At 71.1% G+C, this 18,401-nt stretch carries 14 protein-coding genes; 1 reads left to right on the top strand and 13 read right to left on the bottom strand.

Annotation, left to right across the window (positions count from 1 at the left end; all coding sequences use genetic code 11):
• Positions 1 to 96 precede the first annotated feature (96 nt).
• From ACMXN5_RS20510 to deoC, 3 genes are read right to left on the bottom strand one after another with little or no spacing between them, the layout of a single operon-like run.
• The gene (locus ACMXN5_RS20510) at positions 97 to 975 is read right to left on the bottom strand and encodes an aldehyde dehydrogenase family protein (RefSeq protein ID WP_439676463.1); all 879 of its coding nucleotides are present in this window, start codon (positions 973 to 975) and stop codon (positions 97 to 99) included.
• Positions 968 to 2,404, bottom strand: coding sequence for an aldehyde dehydrogenase family protein (locus ACMXN5_RS20505; protein ID WP_439676462.1), 1,437 nt, complete (start codon positions 2,402 to 2,404; stop codon positions 968 to 970). Before ACMXN5_RS20505 ends, ACMXN5_RS20510 begins: the two co-directional genes overlap by 8 nt.
• Before the next feature lie 5 nt (positions 2,405 to 2,409).
• A complete protein-coding gene (gene deoC, locus ACMXN5_RS20500) occupies positions 2,410 to 3,384 on the bottom strand; it encodes a deoxyribose-phosphate aldolase (protein WP_439678041.1) in 975 nt (324 codons plus the stop codon).
• Between the two features lie 127 nt (positions 3,385 to 3,511).
• On the opposite strand from deoC, the gene ACMXN5_RS20495 reads away from it, so the two are divergent.
• A complete protein-coding gene (locus ACMXN5_RS20495) occupies positions 3,512 to 4,099 on the top strand; it encodes a PH domain-containing protein (protein WP_439676461.1) in 588 nt (195 codons plus the stop codon).
• A gap of 123 nt (positions 4,100 to 4,222) precedes the next feature.
• Here the strand turns inward: ACMXN5_RS20495 and ACMXN5_RS20490 are convergent, their stop codons facing one another.
• The 10 genes from ACMXN5_RS20490 to ACMXN5_RS20445 form a co-directional block, all read right to left on the bottom strand.
• Entirely contained in the window at positions 4,223 to 5,509 is a 1,287-nt protein-coding gene (locus ACMXN5_RS20490; protein ID WP_439676460.1) for a thymidine phosphorylase, read from the bottom strand.
• Positions 5,510 to 5,566: 57 nt separating this feature from the next.
• Positions 5,567 to 5,956 carry a cytidine deaminase gene (locus ACMXN5_RS20485; RefSeq protein ID WP_395787481.1) on the bottom strand — a complete coding sequence of 130 codons (390 nt, stop codon included), beginning with the start codon at positions 5,954 to 5,956 and terminating at the stop codon, positions 5,567 to 5,569.
• Positions 5,957 to 5,961: 5 nt separating this feature from the next.
• The gene (locus ACMXN5_RS20480; protein ID WP_395787479.1) at positions 5,962 to 7,278 is read right to left on the bottom strand and encodes an ABC transporter permease; all 1,317 of its coding nucleotides are present in this window, start codon (positions 7,276 to 7,278) and stop codon (positions 5,962 to 5,964) included.
• Between the two features lie 29 nt (positions 7,279 to 7,307).
• Positions 7,308 to 8,621, bottom strand: a complete 1,314-nt coding sequence (locus ACMXN5_RS20475; RefSeq protein ID WP_439676459.1) for an ABC transporter permease — start codon at positions 8,619 to 8,621, stop codon at positions 7,308 to 7,310.
• On the bottom strand, positions 8,618 to 10,231 hold the full coding sequence (locus ACMXN5_RS20470; protein WP_439676458.1) for an ABC transporter ATP-binding protein: 1,614 nt from the start codon (positions 10,229 to 10,231) through the stop codon (positions 8,618 to 8,620). Before ACMXN5_RS20470 ends, ACMXN5_RS20475 begins: the two co-directional genes overlap by 4 nt.
• A gap of 127 nt (positions 10,232 to 10,358) precedes the next feature.
• The gene (locus ACMXN5_RS20465; protein WP_395787473.1) at positions 10,359 to 11,465 is read right to left on the bottom strand and encodes a BMP family protein; all 1,107 of its coding nucleotides are present in this window, start codon (positions 11,463 to 11,465) and stop codon (positions 10,359 to 10,361) included.
• A gap of 410 nt (positions 11,466 to 11,875) precedes the next feature.
• Entirely contained in the window at positions 11,876 to 13,081 is a 1,206-nt protein-coding gene (locus ACMXN5_RS20460) for an amidohydrolase (protein ID WP_395787471.1), read from the bottom strand.
• A gap of 184 nt (positions 13,082 to 13,265) precedes the next feature.
• On the bottom strand, positions 13,266 to 14,264 hold the full coding sequence (gene meaB, locus ACMXN5_RS20455; protein WP_395787469.1) for a methylmalonyl Co-A mutase-associated GTPase MeaB: 999 nt from the start codon (positions 14,262 to 14,264) through the stop codon (positions 13,266 to 13,268).
• A complete protein-coding gene (gene scpA, locus ACMXN5_RS20450) occupies positions 14,264 to 16,480 on the bottom strand; it encodes a methylmalonyl-CoA mutase (protein WP_439676457.1) in 2,217 nt (738 codons plus the stop codon). The genes meaB and scpA overlap by 1 nt, the downstream gene beginning before the upstream one ends.
• Positions 16,477 to 18,384: a methylmalonyl-CoA mutase family protein gene (locus tag ACMXN5_RS20445; protein WP_439676456.1), complete on the bottom strand. Its 1,908-nt coding sequence runs from the start codon at positions 18,382 to 18,384 to the stop codon at positions 16,477 to 16,479. The genes scpA and ACMXN5_RS20445 overlap by 4 nt, the downstream gene beginning before the upstream one ends.
• Positions 18,385 to 18,401 lie beyond the last annotated feature (17 nt).

Genomic DNA, 18,401 nt, shown 5'->3' with positions numbered 1-18,401 from the left:
GCCGCACACACCTCCGGACCCGGGCCGCAGGTGCGGAACCCGCCGCCCGCGAGCCCGCCGACGCGGGACCCGCAGGCCCGCGTCGGCGGGCTGGGGTCAGTGTCCGGTCGGGTGCCAGACCGTGCGGATTTCGGTGAACGCCAGCATGCGCGCGGTGCCCGGGTCCGCTGTCCAGTCCGGCTCCTTGGCACCGGGGCGCAGCACCCGCTTGAGGTTGTCCGCCGCCGCGATCTCCAGGTCGCGCGCCGACGCGACGCCCGCGTCCGGCGCGACACCGGTCAGGTCGATCGCGTTGACGTCCTGGTGGGACGCGAGCGTCGGGGCGATCTCCGCCGGGTGCCCGGTGAGGATGTTGACCACCCCGCCCGGCAGGTCGGAGACCGCCAGGACCTCGGCGAAGGATAGCGCGGGCAACGCCGAGGCACCGGCCGCGAGCACGACGGCGGTGTTGCCGGTGGCGATCACGGGCGCGACCGCGCTGGTCAGGCCGAGCAGCGAGGAGCGCTGCGAGGCGATCACCGCGACCACGCCGGTGGGCTCGGGCGTCGACCAGTTGGCGAACGGCCCGGCGACCGGGTTGGCGCCACCCGCGACCTGGGCGAGCTTGTCGGTCCACCCGGCGTACCAGACCCAGCGGTCCACGGCCGCGTCCACGGCCGCGAGCGCCTTCGTCCGGTTGACGCCCTCGGCGGCGGCGACCTCGGTCGCGAACTGCTCGCGCCGACCCTCCAGCATCTCGGCGATCCGGTACAGGATCTGGCCCCGGTTGTACGCGGTGGCGCCCGACCAGCCCGGGAACGCCTTGCGCGCCGCGACCACCGCGTCACGGGCGTCCTTGCGGCTGCCGCGCGGGGCGTTGGCCAGGGTCCGGCCCTTGCTGTCGGTCACCGCGTACACCCGCCCGCTCTCGGACCGGGGGAACTTGCCCCCGACGTACAGCTTGTAGGTCTTCAACACCTCAAGGCGCTCAGACATCGAGGTAGGCCTCCAGCCCGTGGCGGCCACCCTCGCGGCCGAAGCCCGACTCCTTGTACCCGCCGAACGGCGAGGCCGGGTCGAACTTGTTGAACGTGTTGGTCCACACGACGCCCGCCCGCAGCCGCTGCGCGGTCCACAGGGCCTTGGCGCCCTTCTCCGTCCACACCCCGGCGGACAGGCCGTACGCGGTGTTGTTGGCCTTCTCCACGGCCTCGGCGGGGGTGCGGAAGGTCTGTACGGTCAGGACTGGGCCGAAGATCTCGTCCCGGGCGATCCGGTGCGCCTGGGTGACGCCGGTGAACACCGTCGGCGGGAACCAGAAGCCCTTGCCCGGCAGCTCGCCGGCCAGGGACCAGCGCTCGGCGCCCTCGGCCTCGCCCGCCGCGACCAGATCCTGGATCCGGGAGAGCTGCGCGGCCGAGTTGATCGCGCCGACGTCGGTGTTCTTGTCCAGCGGGTCGCCCACGCGCAGCGTCTTGATCCGCCGGGTCAGGCTCGCGAGCAGTTCGTCGGCCACCGACTCCTGCACGAGCAGTCGGGAGCCGGCGCAGCAGACCTGGCCGCCGTTGAAGAAGATGCCCTCGATGATGCCGTCGACGGCGGAGTCGATCGCCGCGTCGTCGTAGACGATGTTCGCGGCCTTGCCGCCCAGCTCCAGGGTGACCCGCTTGCGAGTGCCCGCGATGGTGCGGGCGATCTCCTTGCCCACGGCGGTCGAGCCCGTGAACGCGACCTTGTCCACGTCGGGGTGGGCGATCAGCGCGCGCCCGGTCTCGCCGGCGCCGGTGACGATGTTCACCACGCCGTTCGGCAGCCCGGCCTCGACGCAGATCTCGGCGAAGCGCAGCGCGGTCAGCGGGGTGGTCTCCGCTGGCTTGAGCACCACGGTGTTGCCGCCCGCGAGGGCCGGCGCCACCTTCCAGGCCAGCATCAGCAGCGGGAAGTTCCACGGGATGACCTGACCGGCCACACCGATCGGCTTCGGGTCGGGCCCCAGGCCCGCGTGCGCGAGCTTGTCCGCCCAGCCCGCGTAGTGGAAGAAGTGCGCCGCGACCAGCGGGATGTCCACGTCGCGCGACTCGCGGATCGGCTTGCCGTTGTCGATCGACTCCAGCACGGCCAGCTCGCGGGCGTGCTCCTGGATCAGCCGGGCGATCCGGAACAGGTACTTGGCGCGCTGCGCGCCGGGCAGCGCCGACCACGACTTGAACGCCTTGCGCGCGGCCTTGACCGCGCGGTCCACGTCCGCCTCGCCGCCGACCGCGATCTCGGCCAGCACCTCCTCGGTGGCCGGGTTCACCGTCTTGAGCCGGCCGCCGTCCGCCGCCTCGACGAAGGTGCCGTCGATGAACAGCCCGTACGCCGGGGCGATGTCGACGATCGCGCGCGACTCGGGCGCGGGCGCGTACTCGAATGGGTTGCCCATGGCTGTCAGTCCACCGTCACGTAGTCGGGGCCGGAGTAGCGGCCCGTGGCCAGCTTCTGGCGCTGCATCAGGAGGTCGTTGAGCAGGCTGGAGGCACCGAGCCGGAACCAGTCGGGGTCCAGCCAGTCGGAGCCGACCGTCTCGTTGACCAGGACGAGATACTTCATCGCGTCCTTGGTGGTGCGGATCCCGCCGGCGGGCTTGACGCCCACCTGGCGACCGGTCGCCTCGCGGAAGTCGCGGACCGCCTGGAGCATCACCAGCGTCACCGGCAGTGTCGCGTTGACCGCGACCTTGCCCGTGGACGTCTTGATGAAATCGGCGCCCGCGAGCATCGCCAGCCACGACGCGCGGCGAACGTTGTCGTACGTCGACAGTTCACCGGTCTCCAGAATCACCTTGAGGTGGGCACTCCCGCCGCCCGCGGCCTCATCGCGCGCGCAGGCGGCCTTGACCGCGACGATCTCGTCGAAGACGTCGCGGTAGCGGCCGGCCAGGAACGCGCCGCGGTCGATGACCATGTCGATCTCGTCCGCGCCGGCGGCGACCGCGTAGGCCACGTCGGCGAGCTTGACGTCGAGCGAGGCGCGCCCGGACGGGAACGCGGTGGCGACGGCGGCGACGTGTACGCCGGAATCACCGAGCGCGGCCTTGGCCTCGGCGACCAGGTCGCCGTAGACGCAGATCGCGGCGGGTCGGGGGGCGTCGGGGGCGCCCGGGTCCGGATGCAGCGCCTTGGCGCACAGGGACCGGACCTTGCCCGGGGTGTCGGCACCTTCCAATGTGGTCAGGTCGATCATGCGGATGGCGAGGTCGATCGCGGCGACCTTCGCATCCGTCTTGATCGAGCGGGTGGCGAGCATCGCTGCCCGCGCTTCGGTTCCGACCCTGTCGACGCCGGGAAGCCCGTGCAGGAAGCGTCGAAGGGCCGCTTCGGACGAGGTGACCTCGGCCGGGTCGGCGAGAATTGCAGACGGCATGCTCACAAGACGAGCATATCTACTCGCGTAGCGTCCGGGCCGGCGGTCCGGTCGAGGCAAAGTTGCCGAGGCGGTCGATCCCCGGGCATCGACACCCGCGCGCCGTCGTGCGGCACAATCACCGGTCATGAGCAGCGACGAGGACATCACCACGTACCGCTCCCGACCGGCGATGGCCGTCGGGGTGCTTCTGATCGCCGTCGGGCTGTGGATGGTGATCGACACGTTGATCCGCGGCGACGGGGACACCAAGTGGCTCGCGATCGCCGTCGTGGTCTTCTTCGCGATCCTGGTGGTCGCGCTCACGCTGCGCTCGGCGGTGCTGGTCGGGCCGGAGCGGTTGGTGATCCGCAACCCCTTCCGGACCATCGTGGTGCCGTGGGGCGCGGTGGAGCGGGTGCGCGCCGAATACTCGATCGAGGTGCGCGCGGACGACAGGTCGTTCTACATCTGGGCGATCCCGGTCTCGCTGCGCGAACGCAAGCGCGCGCTGCGGCAGCAGGGCCGCGCCGCCGCCGAGGACCCGTACGGCCGCGGCGGCGTGCACGACCTGCCCCAGCTCTCGCACGCCGACCAGGTGGTGGACGACCTGCGCGGGATGAGCGAGCAGTTCGCCAAGGCGTCCACCGGCCCGGTGCAGGTGCGCTGGTCGCCGGAGATCCTGGGCGGCCTGGCCGTCTCGGGCGTCGCCTCGGTGCTGCTGGGCCTGCTGTAGGGCGGGTTTTCCCGCCTCCGCGGAGCGCCACGGCGCACGCACCGGTCGATCCCGCAACGCACGCGAGCGGCCCTCGGCTCCGGATCGGGAGTCGAGGGCCGCTCGCGTGTGCGTACCGAGGCGTCAGGCCGTCGGGCCGATCCGGTCGATCAGGATCGGGGTCGGCTCGAACGTGGTGCCCGCCGGGGCGATCGTGACCGCGTCGGACAGGATCTCGCTCGCGTACTCGAAGCGCTCCGGGGTGTCGGTGTGCAGGGTCAGCAGGGGCTGACCGGCGACCACCGTGTCGCCCGGCTTGGCGTGCAGCTCGACGCCCGCGCCCGCCTGGACCTGCTCCTCCTTGCGGGCCCGACCCGCGCCCAGGCGCCAGGCCGACACGCCGACCGCGTAGGCGTCGAGCCGGGTCAGCACGCCGGACGAGGCGGCGGTGACCACCTGCGTCTCGCGCGCCGTCGGCAGCTTGGCGTCCGGGTCGCCGCCCTGGGCCCGGATCATCCGCCGCCACACGTCCATCGCCGAGCCGTCGCGCAGCGCGTCGGCCGGGTCGATCCGGGTCTGCCCGGCCGCCGCCAGCATCTCCCGGGCCAGCGCCACGGTCAGCTCGACCACGTCCGCCGGACCGCCGCCGGCCAGCACCTCGACCGACTCGCGGACTTCGAGGGCGTTGCCCGCGGTCAGGCCGAGCGGGGTGGACATGTCGGTCAGCAGCGCGACCGTCTTGACCCCGTGGTCCACGCCCAGCCGGACCATGGTGCGGGCCAGTTCGCGCGCGTTGTCCAGGTCCTTCATGAACGCGCCCGAGCCGACCTTGACGTCGAGCACCAGCGCGCCGGTGCCCTCGGCGATCTTCTTGCTCATGATCGAGCTGGCGATCAGCGGGATCGCCTCGACCGTGCCGGTCACGTCGCGCAGCGCGTACAGCTTCTTGTCGGCCGGCGCCAGTCCGTCGCCCGCCGCGCAGATCACCGCGCCGACGTCCTCCAGCACCCGCAACATCGCGTCGTTGGACAGCGCCGCCCGCCACCCGGGGATGGCCTCCAGCTTGTCCAGCGTGCCGCCGGTGTGGCCGAGGCCACGACCGGACAGCTGCGGCACCGCGACGCCGCACGCGGCGACCAGCGGGGCCAGCGGCAGGGTGATCTTGTCGCCCACCCCGCCGGTGGAGTGCTTGTCGGCGGTGGGCCGGGACAGCGTCGAGAAGTCCATCCGCTCGCCCGAGGCGATCATCGCGTCGGTCCAGCGGTTGATCTCGGTCGCGTTCATCCCGTTGAGCAGGATGGCCATCGCCAGCGCCGACATCTGCTCGTCCGCGACCTCGCCGCGGGTGTACGCATCGACCACCCAGTCGATCTGAGCCGCCGTCAGTTCACCGCGGTCCCGCTTCGTTCGGATGACCGAAATCGCGTCCATGCCGTCCATTTCCTCTCGGCCGCCGAGGCGGCCCGTTCGACTCACGAACACACGGTGTTACGCGAGGTCCTCGGGCCCGAAGGCATCCGGCAGGATCTCCCGCAACGGCCGTATCCCGTGCTTGGTTTCCAGCAACATCCCGGGGCCGCCGTGCTCCCACAGCAGTTGCCGGCAGCGCCCACAGGGCATCAGTACCGCACCCTCGCCGTCCACGCAGCAAAACGCCACGAGCCGGCCGCCCCCGCTCGCGTGCAGCGCGGACACCAGACCGCACTCCGCGCACAGCGTCAGGCCGTACGACGCGTTCTCCACGTTGCACCCGGACACGATCCGGCCGTCGTCCACCAGGGCCGAGGCGCCGACCGGATACTTCGAGTACGGCGCGTAGGCACCGCGCATCGCCGCCGTCGCCGCGTTGCGCAGCGCCGGCCAATCGATCTCCGACATGCCCGTCAGCCCTTCGTGTAGGGCTTGTTGGCCGCCGCCGGGGCGCGCACCTTGCCGACCAGACCGGCCACCGCGAAGATCGTCACCACGTACGGCATCATCTGCAGGAACTGGCTCGGGATCGACGTGTTCAGCGGCTGCAACGAGGTCGCGAGCGCGCTGGTGAAGCCGAACAGCAGCGCCGCGGCCACCGCGCCCAGCGGACGCCAGCGCCCGAAGATGACCGCCGCGAGCGCGATGTACCCCGCGCCGGAGGTCATGTCCTTCGAGAAGGTGCCCACCGTGCCGATGGTCAGGAACGCGCCGCCGACGCCGGCGATCGCGCCCGCCATGATCACGTTGCGGTAGCGGGTCGCGTTGACCTTGATGCCGACCGTGTCCGCCGCCGTCGGGTGCTCGCCCACCGCGCGGGCGCGCAGCCCCCAGCGGGTGTGGAACAGGCCCAGGTGCACAATCACGATCAGCGCGTACATCAGGTACACGATCACGTTCACGTCGAACAGGACCGGGCCGATCACCGGGATGTCGGCGAAGCCCGGGATCCGGATGTTCTCGAACACGCCCGGGTTGTTGTACTGCTCGGGGTCCTTCTGCAGCAGCTGTGTGTAGAGGAAGCCGGTGATGCCGGTGACCAGCAGGTTGATCACCACACCGAGGACGACCTGCTCGACCAGGTAGCGCACCGCGAAGACCGCGAGCAGCCCGCCGATCAGCGCGCCCGCGATCGCGCCCGCGGCCAGCCCGGCCCACAACGACCCGGTCACCGAGCCGGTCAGCGCGGCGGCGAACGCGCCGAACAGGAACTGACCGTCGATGGCGATGTTGACCACACCGGAGCGCTCGCCGATCACGCCCGCGAGCGCGCCGAGCACCAGCGGCACCGCGGCCAGCAGGGTGTTCTGCAGGGCGCCCGCGAAGGACATCTGCTTGCCCGCGACCGCCCACACCAGGAACGCGATCACGAACGCGATCAGGAACAGCGCGACGCTCAGCCGGGTGGCCAGCCGCGAGCGGTCGAAGGCGATCCGCAACCCGCCCGCGATCATGCACACCACGGACATCGCGATCGCCACGCCGCGCGCGGGCAGCGACAGGTCGCCCACGTGGGTGGTGTCGCGGTTGGGCACGGTCATCCCGAAGACCGCGTCCTCACCGCCCGAGGTGCCGAAGCCGAACGCCCACAGCGCGTACAGCCCGACCAGGACGAAACCGATGCCCGTGATCAGGGCCTTCTTGCGGGCCGCGGCCCGCACCACGTCGGCGGCCTCCCCGGTGGGGTTCACCGGGGCCTCCACGTCGGGGGCGATCACGGTGTCCGCCACCTGTGTGCCTCCTTCAGGATTCCGCTCGGTCATGCCTGGACCCCCACGGTCTCCTTGGCGGCCAGCGGCCCGCCCTCGGCGCCCTTACGGGCACCGCGCAGCCGGAAGATCGAGCGCACCAGCGGCGGCGCCGCGACGAACAGCACGATCACGGCCTGGATGACGATGACGATGTCGACGGACACGTTCGCGGACGCCTGCATGACCGAACCACCCGCGCGCAGCGCGCCGAACAGCAGCGCGGCCAGCACCGTGCCCAGCGGCTTGGTCCGACCGAGCAGGGCCACGGTGATCGCGTCGAAGCCGATGCCGGCGTCGATGCTCGGGGTCAGCGTGTGTGCCGGGTTGGTCGAGCTCATCACCTGCGAGACACCGGCGAGACCGGCCATCGCACCGGCGATCACCATCGCCAGGATCTGCGCCCGGGCCACGCTCATCCCCGCCGTACGGGCCGCGTCCGGGTTGGAACCCACCGCGCGCAGCTCGAAGCCGAGCGTGGAGCGGTTGAGCAGCCACCAGTAGATCCCGGCCGCGAGCAGCGCCAGGATGATGCCGAAGTGGATCCGCAGGTTGTCGCCGAACAGGTTCGGCAGCACCGCGTTGTCGTGCGCGTCCTTGCCGATCGGCTGCGACTGCCCGCCGCGCCGGAAGGTGTCGGTGGTCAGCAGCCAGCCGAGCATCAGCACCGCGATGTGGTTGAGCATGATCGTGACGATCACCTCGTGCGCGCCGAAGCGGGCCTTGAGGACACCGGCGATGCCCGCGTACAGACCGCCGCCGATGACGCCGGCGAGGATCACGAACACCAGGTGGATCACCGGCGGCAGGTCGACGACGAACCCTATCCATGACGCGAACACCGCGCCGGCGATGATCTGCCCCTGCGCACCGATGTTGAACAGCCCGGTGCGGAACGCGATCGAGACCGCGAGACCGCCGAAGATCAGCGGCGTGGCCTGGGTGATCGTCTCGGAGATCGGCCGGAAGTTGTCCTCGATCGAGCCGTCGGCGAACAGGTCCGGGTTCATGATCGAACCCTTGAACATCGCGCTGTAGGCGTCGGAGACCAGGGTCCACGAGGCGGAGAGCGCGTCGCCGGGGGCGGCGGTGAAGTACTTGTACTGGTCGAGCACGTCCTGGTCCGCGAGGATCATCAGGACGCCACCGACCACCAGGGCGAGCAGGATGGCCAGGAAGGTCACCACGGCCGAGTTGCCGGTGATGATCGCGTCGAGCATCGCTCGGCCCAAAGACGTCTTGGGCGGCGCGGTCGCGCTCGCCCCGGCCGCCGCGGGCTTCGCCTCGCTCGGCTCGCCGGGCGTGCTCTTGTTGTCCTCGGTCACGCTGGGTCCTCCTCCCCCGGGGTTGCGTCGCTCTCGTTCGTCTTCGTCTCGACCGGCCCGGCCGGGGCCGTGTCGGCGCGGGTCGCTCCGGCGCCGTCGGTGTGCTCCGCGCCGGGCAGCACGCCGGCCATCAGCAGGCCCAGGTCGCCGCGCGAGGTGGTCGGCGAGACGATGTCCACGATCCGGCCGCGGTACATCACCGCGATCCGGTCGGCCAGCGCGACCACCTCGTCCAACTCGGTGGACACGATGATCACCGGGGTGCCCACGTCGCGCTCGGCCACGATCCGCTTGTGGATGAACTCCATCGCCCCCACGTCCACCCCTCGGGTGGGCTGCGAGGCGATGAACAGCCGCAGCGGGCGCGAGAGTTCGCGCGCGACCACGACCTTTTGCTGGTTGCCGCCGGACAACGTGCCGGCCGGCGAGTCGATGGTCTGGGTGCGGATGTCGAACTCCTCGACCCGCTTGCGCGCGTTGTCACGCACCGCGCCGGGCACGATCGACCCGCGCCTGCCGAACGGCGCCTGGGTGACCATGTCCAGGACCAGGTTCTCGGCCACTGTGAAGTCGCTCACGATGCCGTCGTGCTGCCGGTCCTCGGGGACGAAGCCGACCCCGGAGCCGAGGATCTGCCGAGGGCTCATGCCCGCCAGGTCCTTGCCGTCCAGGCTGATCGACCCGGCCGCGGGGGCGCGCAGCCCCAGGATCGCCTGGGTCAGCTCGCTCTGGCCGTTGCCGTCCACGCCCGCGATGCCCAGGATCTCGCCCTCGCGCAGGTGCAGGTCGACCCGGTCCACCACGGCCTGGCCGTTGGCGTCGAGCACGGTCAGGTCGTTGATCTCCAGGCGCACCGGGCCCGGCTCGGCCTCGGCCTTGTCGACCACCAGCTCGACCGGCCGGCCGACCATCAGCGACGCGAGTTCCTTCTCCGAGGAGGCCGGGTCGGCGGTGCCGACGACCTTGCCGCGACGGATCACGGTGATCCGGTCGGCGACGGCCTTGACCTCCTTGAGCTTGTGCGTGATGAACACGATGGAGTGGCCGGACTCGCGCAGCGCGCGCATCACCCGGAACAACTCCTCGGTCTCCTGGGGGGTGAGCACCGCGGTGGGCTCGTCCAGGATCAGCACCTTGGCGTCGCGCACCAGGGCCTTGAGGATCTCCACCCGCTGTTGCAGACCGACGGGAAGATCCTCGACCAGCATGTCCGGGTCGACCTTGAGGCCGTACTCGTCGACGAGGTCGAGCACCTTCTTGCGGGCCCGACGGCGGTCCAGCCAGCCCATCGGCGTGGTTTCCTCGTGGCCGAGCATGACGTTCTCGGCGACGGTGAAGACCGGGACCAGCATGAAGTGTTGGTGGACCATGCCGATGCCCGCGTCGATCGCGTCACCGGCGGTGCGGAACTTGCGGGGGGTCCCGTCGACGACGATCTCGCCCTCGGTGGGCTCGTAGAGCCCGTAGAGCACGTTCATCAGGGTCGACTTGCCGGCACCGTTCTCACCGAGAAGGCAGTGGATCTCCCCCGGCTCGACGGTCAGGTCGATGTGGTCGTTGGCGACCAGCGACCCGAACCGTTTCGTGATTCCGCGCAGTTCGAGCTTCAACGCGGAGACCTCCTCGGCTACGCCCCCCGCGAGGGGCCACTACGGGTTCGACCCGGGTCCCCTCGGGGCCCGGGCGGTACGGACACGGGCGCCGCGGAATCGCTTCCGCGGCGCCCGATCGCTTAAGTCAGCTCTTCGGCTGGTTCTTCGAGGTGATCTTGATCTTGCCGCTGACGATGTCGCCCTTGACCGCGGTCAGCTCGGACTTCAGGTCGGCGGGGACCTTCGCGTCGAAGTCGTGGAACGGGGCGAGGCCGACGCCGTTGTTGGCGAGGGTGCCGATGGTGGCCTTGGTGGTGAACTGGTTGTTCGCCGCGGCCTTGACCGCGTTGAACACCTGGGACTTGATGTCCTTGGTCACCGTGGACAGGAACACCGACTTGTACTGCGGGGCGCTCTCATAGCCGTCCTGGTCGACCCAGATGACGCTCGCCTTGCCACCGCTCTTCTGCACCGCGGAGGCCGCACCGAGACCGGTCTGGCCGGCGACCGGCATGATCACGTCGGCGCCCTGGGCGATGAAGTCGTTGGCGATGCGCTCACCGTCGGCCGGCGAGTCGAACTTGCCCGCGAGCGAGCCGTCGCCCTTGACGTCGTCCCAGCCGATGACCTGGACGTTCTTGCCCTTGGCCTGGTTGTAGTACTTCACGCCCTGGACGTAGCCGTCCATGAACACCGTCACCGGCGGGATCGGCAGCGCGCCGAAGGTGGCGACCTTGCCGGACTTCGAGTAGCCCGCGGCGAGGTAGCCGCCGAGGAAGCCGGCCTCGGCCGTGTTGAACTCCAGGCCCTGGACGTTCGGCTCGATGCTGGACGAGTCGACGATCGCGAACTTCTGGTCCTTGTGCGTGGACGCGGCGGCCTTGGTCGCGTCGGCCATCAGGCCGCCGACCGCGACGATCAGCCCGCACTTGTCGTTCACGAGGCTGTTGAGGTTCGGCACGTAGTCGTTCTCGGTCTTCGAGGTGATGTACTTCACCTCGACGCCCAGCTCCTGCTTGGCCTGCTGCAGGCCCGCCCACGACGACGCGTTGAACGAACGGTCGTCGATGCCGCCGGTGTCCGTCACCATGCATGCCTTGAAGTCGATCTTCGCCGCCTGCGTCCCACCGGGGGTGGCGCTGGTGCCCGAGTTCGACTTCTTGTCGTCGGGCTTGCTACCGCACGCGGCGGTGGCGGTGAGGGCGAGAGTGACGCCGACCGCAGCCGCGGTCACCTTGGATACCCGGCGCACGGGTGTCTCCTTCCGATGAGCGCCCCTTCGGGCGCTGCTCCCAGATGCAGACTCTGACGCGCTTGGATCCCTGGTAAACGCGCGTAGACCTGCTAACCGTCGGAGAGCATACCTAGTAAAAGAATATGAGCGACAAAAACCGTGAATCGCCACCGCAACACGCCCCGTTAGCCCGGCCGGGTTGACGAGGCCGAGACGGGTCGGCGCGGAACCGGGCAGTCCGCGACATGACAAGACGTGACAGGACGGAAAAGACCCGGTGCCGCACGACGTCGAACGGCACCGGGTCGGAACATTACAGACTCACGAACGCGACAGGAACGGGGACCGGAGTCGCGATGGTTAACAGTTCCGCATACGTCCGTTCCGGACCCGGCCGGCCGCGCGGGCTTCGCCGGGTCCGGTCGGGGTCAGCGGAAGGGGCGCAGCGCGAGCCCCGTGAAGAGCTCGACACCGATCCCGATCGCCCGCTCGTCGACGTCGAACTGCCCCTGGTGCAAGTCGTATACGGGCTCTCCGACCGGTCGCACGCCGAGCCGGGTCAGCTCGCCGGGAACCCGTTCGAGGAACCACGAGAAGTCCTCGCCGCCGAGGCTCTGCTCGGTGCCCTCGACCGCGCTCGCGCCCAGCACACCGGTGGCGATGGTGCGCATCGAGGCGACCGCATCGGGGTCGTTGACCACCGGCGGCACGCCGCGGTGGTGCTCCAGCTCCCACTTCGCGCCGTAGGTCGAGGCGATCACGTCCACCAGCTCGTGCATCAGATCCGGGGCCTGGCGCCATGCCTCCAGGTCCAGGCAGCGCAGGGTGCCCTCCAGCTCGCCGTGCTGCGGGATCACGTTCGGCGCGGAGCCGGACTCGATCCGCCCCCACACCAGGCTCGCGCCCGAGCGCGGGTCGATCCGGCGCGAGAACGCCGAGGGCAGCTCCGCGGCGAGCTTGGCGAGCGCGGTGACCAGGTCGGTGGTGCGGTGCGGGCGGGCGGTGTGACCACCGGCACCCGTGAGCGTGATCACCACCCGGTCGCAGGCCGAGGTGATCGCCCCGGAGCGCAGCCCGACCCGGCCGACCTCCACCTTGGGGTCGCAGTGGATCGCGTGGATCTCCGAGACGCCGGCCAGCCCGCCGGCCTTGATCACGTCGAGCGCGCCGCCCGGCAGCTTCTCCTCGGCCGGCTGGAAGATCAGCCGGACCGGGCGCTGCAGCAGTCCCTCGCGGGCGAACTCGGCCAGCACCAGCGCGGTGCCGAGCACGATCGAGGTGTGCACGTCGTGTCCGCAGGCATGCGCACGACCGGGCACGGTCGAGCGGTACGGCACGTCCTTGACGTCGTCAACCGGCAGCGCGTCGATGTCGCCGCGGAACGCGATCAGACCCTCGTCGGTGCGACCGCCGGGTGAGGCACGCTCGGGTCTGATGTCGCACACCAGGCCCGTCCCGGGCAGCAGTCGCGGGCGCAGACCCGCGCGCACCAACCGTTCCCGGACGAGCCCGGTGGTACGGAACTCCTCCCGACCCAGCTCTGGGTGCATGTGCAGATCGCGCCGAAACGCGATCAGCTCGTCGGCGAAAGCCGCGGCCTTGCCGGCGGCCTGGGCGTGGAGGGAGTCGCTCACCCACGCAAGGGTACGTTGCATCGGTCTTCGCGACGTGGTAGAGAGCGAATTACCCCCGTTCGGGTGAGAAAAAAGCCTCCCGCCGGCGCATGCGCTACGGCCGGTAGGGGTATGACTTAGCGCTCGTTCCCACATTGGAAGACTTCTGCCCACTCGCGCCGCTATAAACCAAGCGCCCGATTGCTCAGGACTCCCCTTGCCGCCCATGGAACGCGTCCAGGATGCGAGACGCGGCAAGGGTCGCGGTGAGATGGCCGGCCCGGACGTCGCGTTCGAGGTCGGGCACGATAGCCCGTACCGAGGGGTGCTCGCGCAGCTCGGCGAGGAGCGCGTCGTGCACCGTCGCCCAGGTCCAGTCGACCTGCTGGCGGCGGCGCAATTCGGCCAACTCGCCGGTGGCCTCCAGGGTTCGCCGATGTTTGAGGACGGTGTCCCAGACCTCGTCCAGCCCCTCCCCGGACAACCCGGAACAGGTCAGCACCGGCGTCGTCCACGACTCCCCGGCCCGGCGCATCAGCCGCAGCGCGCCGGCGAGTTCGCGGGCGGCCCGGCGGGCGGCGAGGGCGTAGTCGCCGTCGGCCTTGTTCACCGCGACCACGTCGGCCAACTCCAGCACGCCCTTCTTGATGCCCTGGAGCTGATCGCCGGTGCGGGCCAGGGTCAGGAACAGGAAGCAGTCGACCATGTTCGCCACGGTCGTCTCGGACTGACCCACGCCGACCGTCTCGACCAGGACCACGTCGTAGCCGGCCGCCTCCATCAGCACGATCGACTCGCGGGTGGCCCGGGCCACCCCGCCGAGCGTGCCGGCGGTCGGCGAGGGCCGTACGAACGCGTGGTCGTCCACCGCGAGCCGGCCCATCCGGGTCTTGTCGCCCAGGATGCTGCCGCCGTGCCGGGAGGAGGACGGGTCGACGGCGAGCACCGCGACCCGATGGCCCGCGCCGGTCAGCCGGGTGCCCAGCGTCTCGATGAACGTGGACTTGCCCACGCCCGGCACGCCGGTGATGCCCACCCGGTGGGCACCGCCGGCGTGCGGCAGCAACTTGACCAGCAACTCCTGCGCCAGGTCGCGGTGGTCGGGCCGGGTGGACTCGACCAGCGTGACCGCCCGGGCCAGGATCGTGCGATTGCCCGCGAGCACGCCCTCGGCGTACGCGCCGACGTCGATCACCCGTGCCATCAGTCGACCGGCAGCTCGTGGTCCAACTGCTTGTACAGGCCCCGAAGCAGGTCCACCGCGGCGTCGGCGATCACCGTGCCGGGCGGGAAGACGGCGGTGGCGCCCATGTCGAGCAGCGGCTGTACGTCGGCGGGCGGGATCACCCCGCCGACCACGACCATGACCTCCTCGGCGTCCAGCGCGGCCAGCTCCCGGCGCAGGGCCGGCACCAGGGTGAGGTGACCGGCCGCGAGCGAGGACACGCCGACCACGTGCACGTCCGCCTCGACCGCCTGTCGGGCCACCTCGCCCGGCGTCTGGAACAGCGCGCCCACGTCCACGTCGAAGCCGAGGTCGGCGAACGCGGTGGCGATCACCTTCTGTCCCCGGTCGTGCCCGTCCTGGCCCATCTTGGCCACCAGGATGCGCGGCCGGCGGCCCTCCAGCTCCTCGAAGCGGGCGACCAGCCCGCGGGCGGTCTCCACGTTGGCCGACATGCCCACCTCTTCCCGGTAGACCCCGGTCAGCGTGCGGATCTGCGCCTGGTGCCGGCCGTACGCCGACTCCAGCGCGTCGGAGATCTCGCCGACGGTGGCCTTGGCCCGGGCCGCGTCCACCGCGAGCGCGAGCAGGTTGTGTTCGAGATCACGCGGCCGGGTGCCCTCGACGTCCGCCTGCGCGGCGCCGGAGAGCGCGGCCAGCGCCCGGCGCACCGCGTCGTCGTCGCGCTCCTCGCGCAGTCGGCGCAACTTCTCCAGCTGGCCCTCGCGCACCGCGTTGTTGTCGATCTTGAGCACGTCGATCGCCTCGTCGCTGGCGACCAGGTACTTGTTGACGCCGATCACCGACTGCCGGCCCGAGTCGATCCGGGCCTGGGTTCGCGCCGCCGCCTCCTCGATCCGCAGCTTGGGCAGGCCCTCGGCGATCGCCGACGCCATGCCGCCCGCCCGCTCGGCCTCGGCGATGTGCTCCCGGGCGCGTACCGCGAGGTCGTGGGTGAGGCGTTCGATGTAGGCCGAGCCGCCCCACGGGTCGATCACGTCGCACGTGCCCGACTCCTGCTGGAGCAGCAGCTGGGTGTTGCGCGCGATCCGGGCGGAGAAGTCGGTCGGCAGCGCCAGCGCCTCGTCCAGCGCGTTGGTGTGCAACGACTGGGTGTGGCCCTGGGTCGAGGCCATCGCCTCCAGGCAGGTGCGCACCACGTTGTTGAACACGTCCTGGGCGGTCAGCGACCAGCCCGAGGTCTGCGAGTGGGTGCGCAGCGAGAAGGACTTGGGGTTCTTCGCGCCGAACGACTTGACGATGTCGGCCCACAGCAGGCGCGCCGCGCGCAGCTTGGCGACCTCCATGAAGAAGTTCATCCCGATCGCCCAGAAGAACGACAGGCGCGGCGCGAACGCGTCGATGTCCAGGCCCGCCTCGACGCCCGCCCGCAGGTACTCGATGCCGTCCGCGAGCGTGTAGGCCAGCTCCAGGTCGGCCGTGGCCCCGGCCTCCTGGATGTGGTAGCCGGAGATGGAGATCGAGTTGAACTTCGGCATCTTCTGCGAGGTGTACGCGAAGATGTCGGAGATGATCGACATCGAGGGCTTGGGCGGATAGATGTAGGTGTTGCGGACCATGAACTCCTTGAGGACGTCGTTTTGGATCGTCCCCGTGAGCTGTTCCGGTGCCACCCCCTGCTCCTCCGCCGCGACGATGTAGAGCGCGAGCACGGGCAGCACCGCGCCGTTCATCGTCATCGACACCGACATCCGGTCCAGCGGGATGCCGTCGAAGAGTTGGCGCATGTCGTAGATCGAGTCGATCGCCACGCCCGCCATGCCGACGTCGCCGGTCACGCGCGGGTGGTCCGAGTCGTAGCCCCGGTGGGTGGCCAGGTCGAACGCGATCGACAGGCCCTTCTGGCCCGCCGCGAGGTTGCGCCGGTAGAAGGCGTTGGACTCCTCGGCGGTGGAGAAGCCCGCGTACTGGCGGATCGTCCACGGCTGGTTGACGTACATCGTCGGGTACGGCCCGCGCAGGAACGGCGTGATGCCCGGGTAGGTGCCCAGGAAGTCGAGCCCTTCCAGGTCCTCGTCGGTGTACAGCGCCTTGAGCGGGATGCCCTCGGGGGTGTCGTGGGTCAGCGCGTCGGCGTCCTTGCCGGTCTCCTCGCGCACCGCCTCGCGCCACGCGTCGAGGTCGCCGGACGCGGGCGCGTCGAGCTCGACCTGGGTGAAGTCGGGAATGCTCATTTCGCCCCCTCCGGGGTCGGCGAGAGGTTGTCGTACGTGGTGTGCAGCACGTCGAGCGCGTCGCATCCGCTGTACACGTACCCGTCCACGGCGGCGCCGTGCGCCTTTTGCCCCGCGAGCAGGATCCGGCCCGCTCCGGCGGCGCGCAGCGCGGCGGCGACCGGGGCCGCGAGCGTGGCGTAGAGCTTCTCCGAGGAGGTCAGCACCACGGTCGCCGGGCGGCCCGCGTCGATCCAGCGCGCGACGATCGCCTCGGCGGCGCTCTCGTCACTCTCGGTGGTACCCGCCTCCACGGTGGCGATGCCGCCCGCCGCGAACAGGTTGGCGGCGAAGCCGGCCCGCGCGGTGTACTGCGCGAGCGGTCCCAGGGTGGCGAGGAAGACGGTCGGGCGGGCGCCGCCGGCGGCGAACAGTTCGTCCGAGCGGTCGCGCAGCGCCTCGTACGCCTCGGCGTAGCGCACCCGGGGCAGTCCGGCGGCGGAGACCGGGATCTCGGGCGCGGGTTCGCGCACGACGGGGGCCTCGGTCAGGTTCGGGAATTCGCTGACCCCGGTGATCGGGTCGGTCCGGGTCGCGATCGCCCGGTCCCGCTCGGCGCGCACCTCGGCGAGGCGCTCGGCGAGCCATCCCGAGTCGAGCGCCGCGACGATGCCGCCCTGGCGCTCGATCTCCTGGAAGAACGCCCATCCGACCCGGGCGAGGTCGTCGGTGAGTTGTTCGACGAACCACGAGCCGCCCGCCGGGTCGATCACCTGTGCCAGGTGCGACTCCTCCAGGAGCAGTGCCTGGGTGTTGCGGGCGATGCGCCGGGAGAACGCGTCGGGCAGCCCGATCGCGGCGTCGAAGGAGCGCACGGTGACCGCGTCGGCGCCGCCGACGCCGGCCGCGAAGGAGGCGACCGTGGTGCGCAGCATGTTGACCCACGGGTCGCGCCGGGTGGTCATCGCCCACGAGGTCAGCGCGTGCTGACGCTGGGCGCCGGCCGCGGGCGACGCGCCGGACGCCTGGGCCACCCGGGCCCAGAGCCGGCGTGCGGCGCGCAGCTTGGCGATGGTGGGGAACTGTTCGGCGGTGGCGGCGAAGCGGAACTCGATCAGCCCGAGGGCGGTGTCCACGTCGAGTCCGGCGGCGGTGAGCGCGCGCAGGTAGGCGACGCCGGCGGCGGTGGCCGCGCCGAGTTCCTGCCCGTCCGAGCCGCCCGCCTCGTGATACGGCTGTCCGTCGGCGACGATCGCCTGGATCCCGGCGAACTCCGCGTGGGCGCGCGCCGCAAGCCGCGCGGCGGCGGGCAGGTCGGCGCCCGAACCGGTGCGCGCGTGCGAGGAGATCGGGTCGGCGCCGAGGTTGCCGCGCAGTTCGGCGGGCGCCACGCCGCTCGCCCGGAACACCGCGAGCAGGGCGTCGGCGGCCGGAACGAAGTCGGCGCCGGTGGCCAGGGCCACCGGCGCCAGGTCGAGCAGCACGCCGTCGAGCGCGCGGGCCAGGTCGCCCGGGGCCAGCGCGTCGGCGCCGACGTACAGGAAGACGGAGGTGACCCCGTTCTCCAGGTCCGCGAGCACGCTCTCGTTGGCCCGCGCCGGATCGGTGTCCGCGTGCGCCTGGCGTACGTCCCAACCGTCGGCCGCGTGACCGGCCGCGCGCGAGCCCCGGACGAACGGGCTCAGGCCGGGCAGGCCCGGCCGCGCCGCGGCCTCGGTGTAGAGCGGGGACAGCGTGACGCCGTCGTAGGTGGTGGTCGCGAGCAGGTCTTCGGGGCGCTCGGGCGCGTCGTTCTCGCCCAGCACCTTCGATTTGCGGAGCACGCCGGCCACGAGGCGCTGCCATTGGTCCCGCGTGGGTTGCGGGAACTGGCCAGCGAAGGTGGATCCGGTAGACGTGCCGCCATCGACAGTAGCCTCCGTCATGCGTCGCATCGTAGGGA

The sequence above is a fragment of the Embleya australiensis genome, from assembly GCF_051903075.1.
Classification (GTDB): domain Bacteria; phylum Actinomycetota; class Actinomycetes; order Streptomycetales; family Streptomycetaceae; genus Embleya.
The sequence above is the reverse complement of the archived record's forward strand: the minus strand, read 5'-3'. Positions and strand labels throughout refer to the sequence as shown.

Coding starts and splice junctions, on each gene's coding strand:
- ACMXN5_RS20485 (WP_395787481.1), bottom strand. CDS start 5,956: ATGTCGGAGATCGATTGGCCGGCGCTGCGCAACGCGGCGACGGCGGCG.
- meaB (WP_395787469.1), bottom strand. CDS start 14,264: ATGGCACGGGTGATCGACGTCGGCGCGTACGCCGAGGGCGTGCTCGCG.
- scpA (WP_439676457.1), bottom strand. CDS start 16,480: ATGAGCATTCCCGACTTCACCCAGGTCGAGCTCGACGCGCCCGCGTCC.
- ACMXN5_RS20445 (WP_439676456.1), bottom strand. CDS start 18,384: ATGACGGAGGCTACTGTCGATGGCGGCACGTCTACCGGATCCACCTTC.
- deoC (WP_439678041.1), bottom strand. CDS start 3,384: ATGCCGTCTGCAATTCTCGCCGACCCGGCCGAGGTCACCTCGTCCGAA.
- ACMXN5_RS20510 (WP_439676463.1), bottom strand. CDS start 975: ATGTCTGAGCGCCTTGAGGTGTTGAAGACCTACAAGCTGTACGTCGGG.
- ACMXN5_RS20490 (WP_439676460.1), bottom strand. CDS start 5,509: ATGGACGCGATTTCGGTCATCCGAACGAAGCGGGACCGCGGTGAACTG.
- ACMXN5_RS20495 (WP_439676461.1), top strand. CDS start 3,512: ATGAGCAGCGACGAGGACATCACCACGTACCGCTCCCGACCGGCGATG.
- ACMXN5_RS20505 (WP_439676462.1), bottom strand. CDS start 2,404: ATGGGCAACCCATTCGAGTACGCGCCCGCGCCCGAGTCGCGCGCGATC.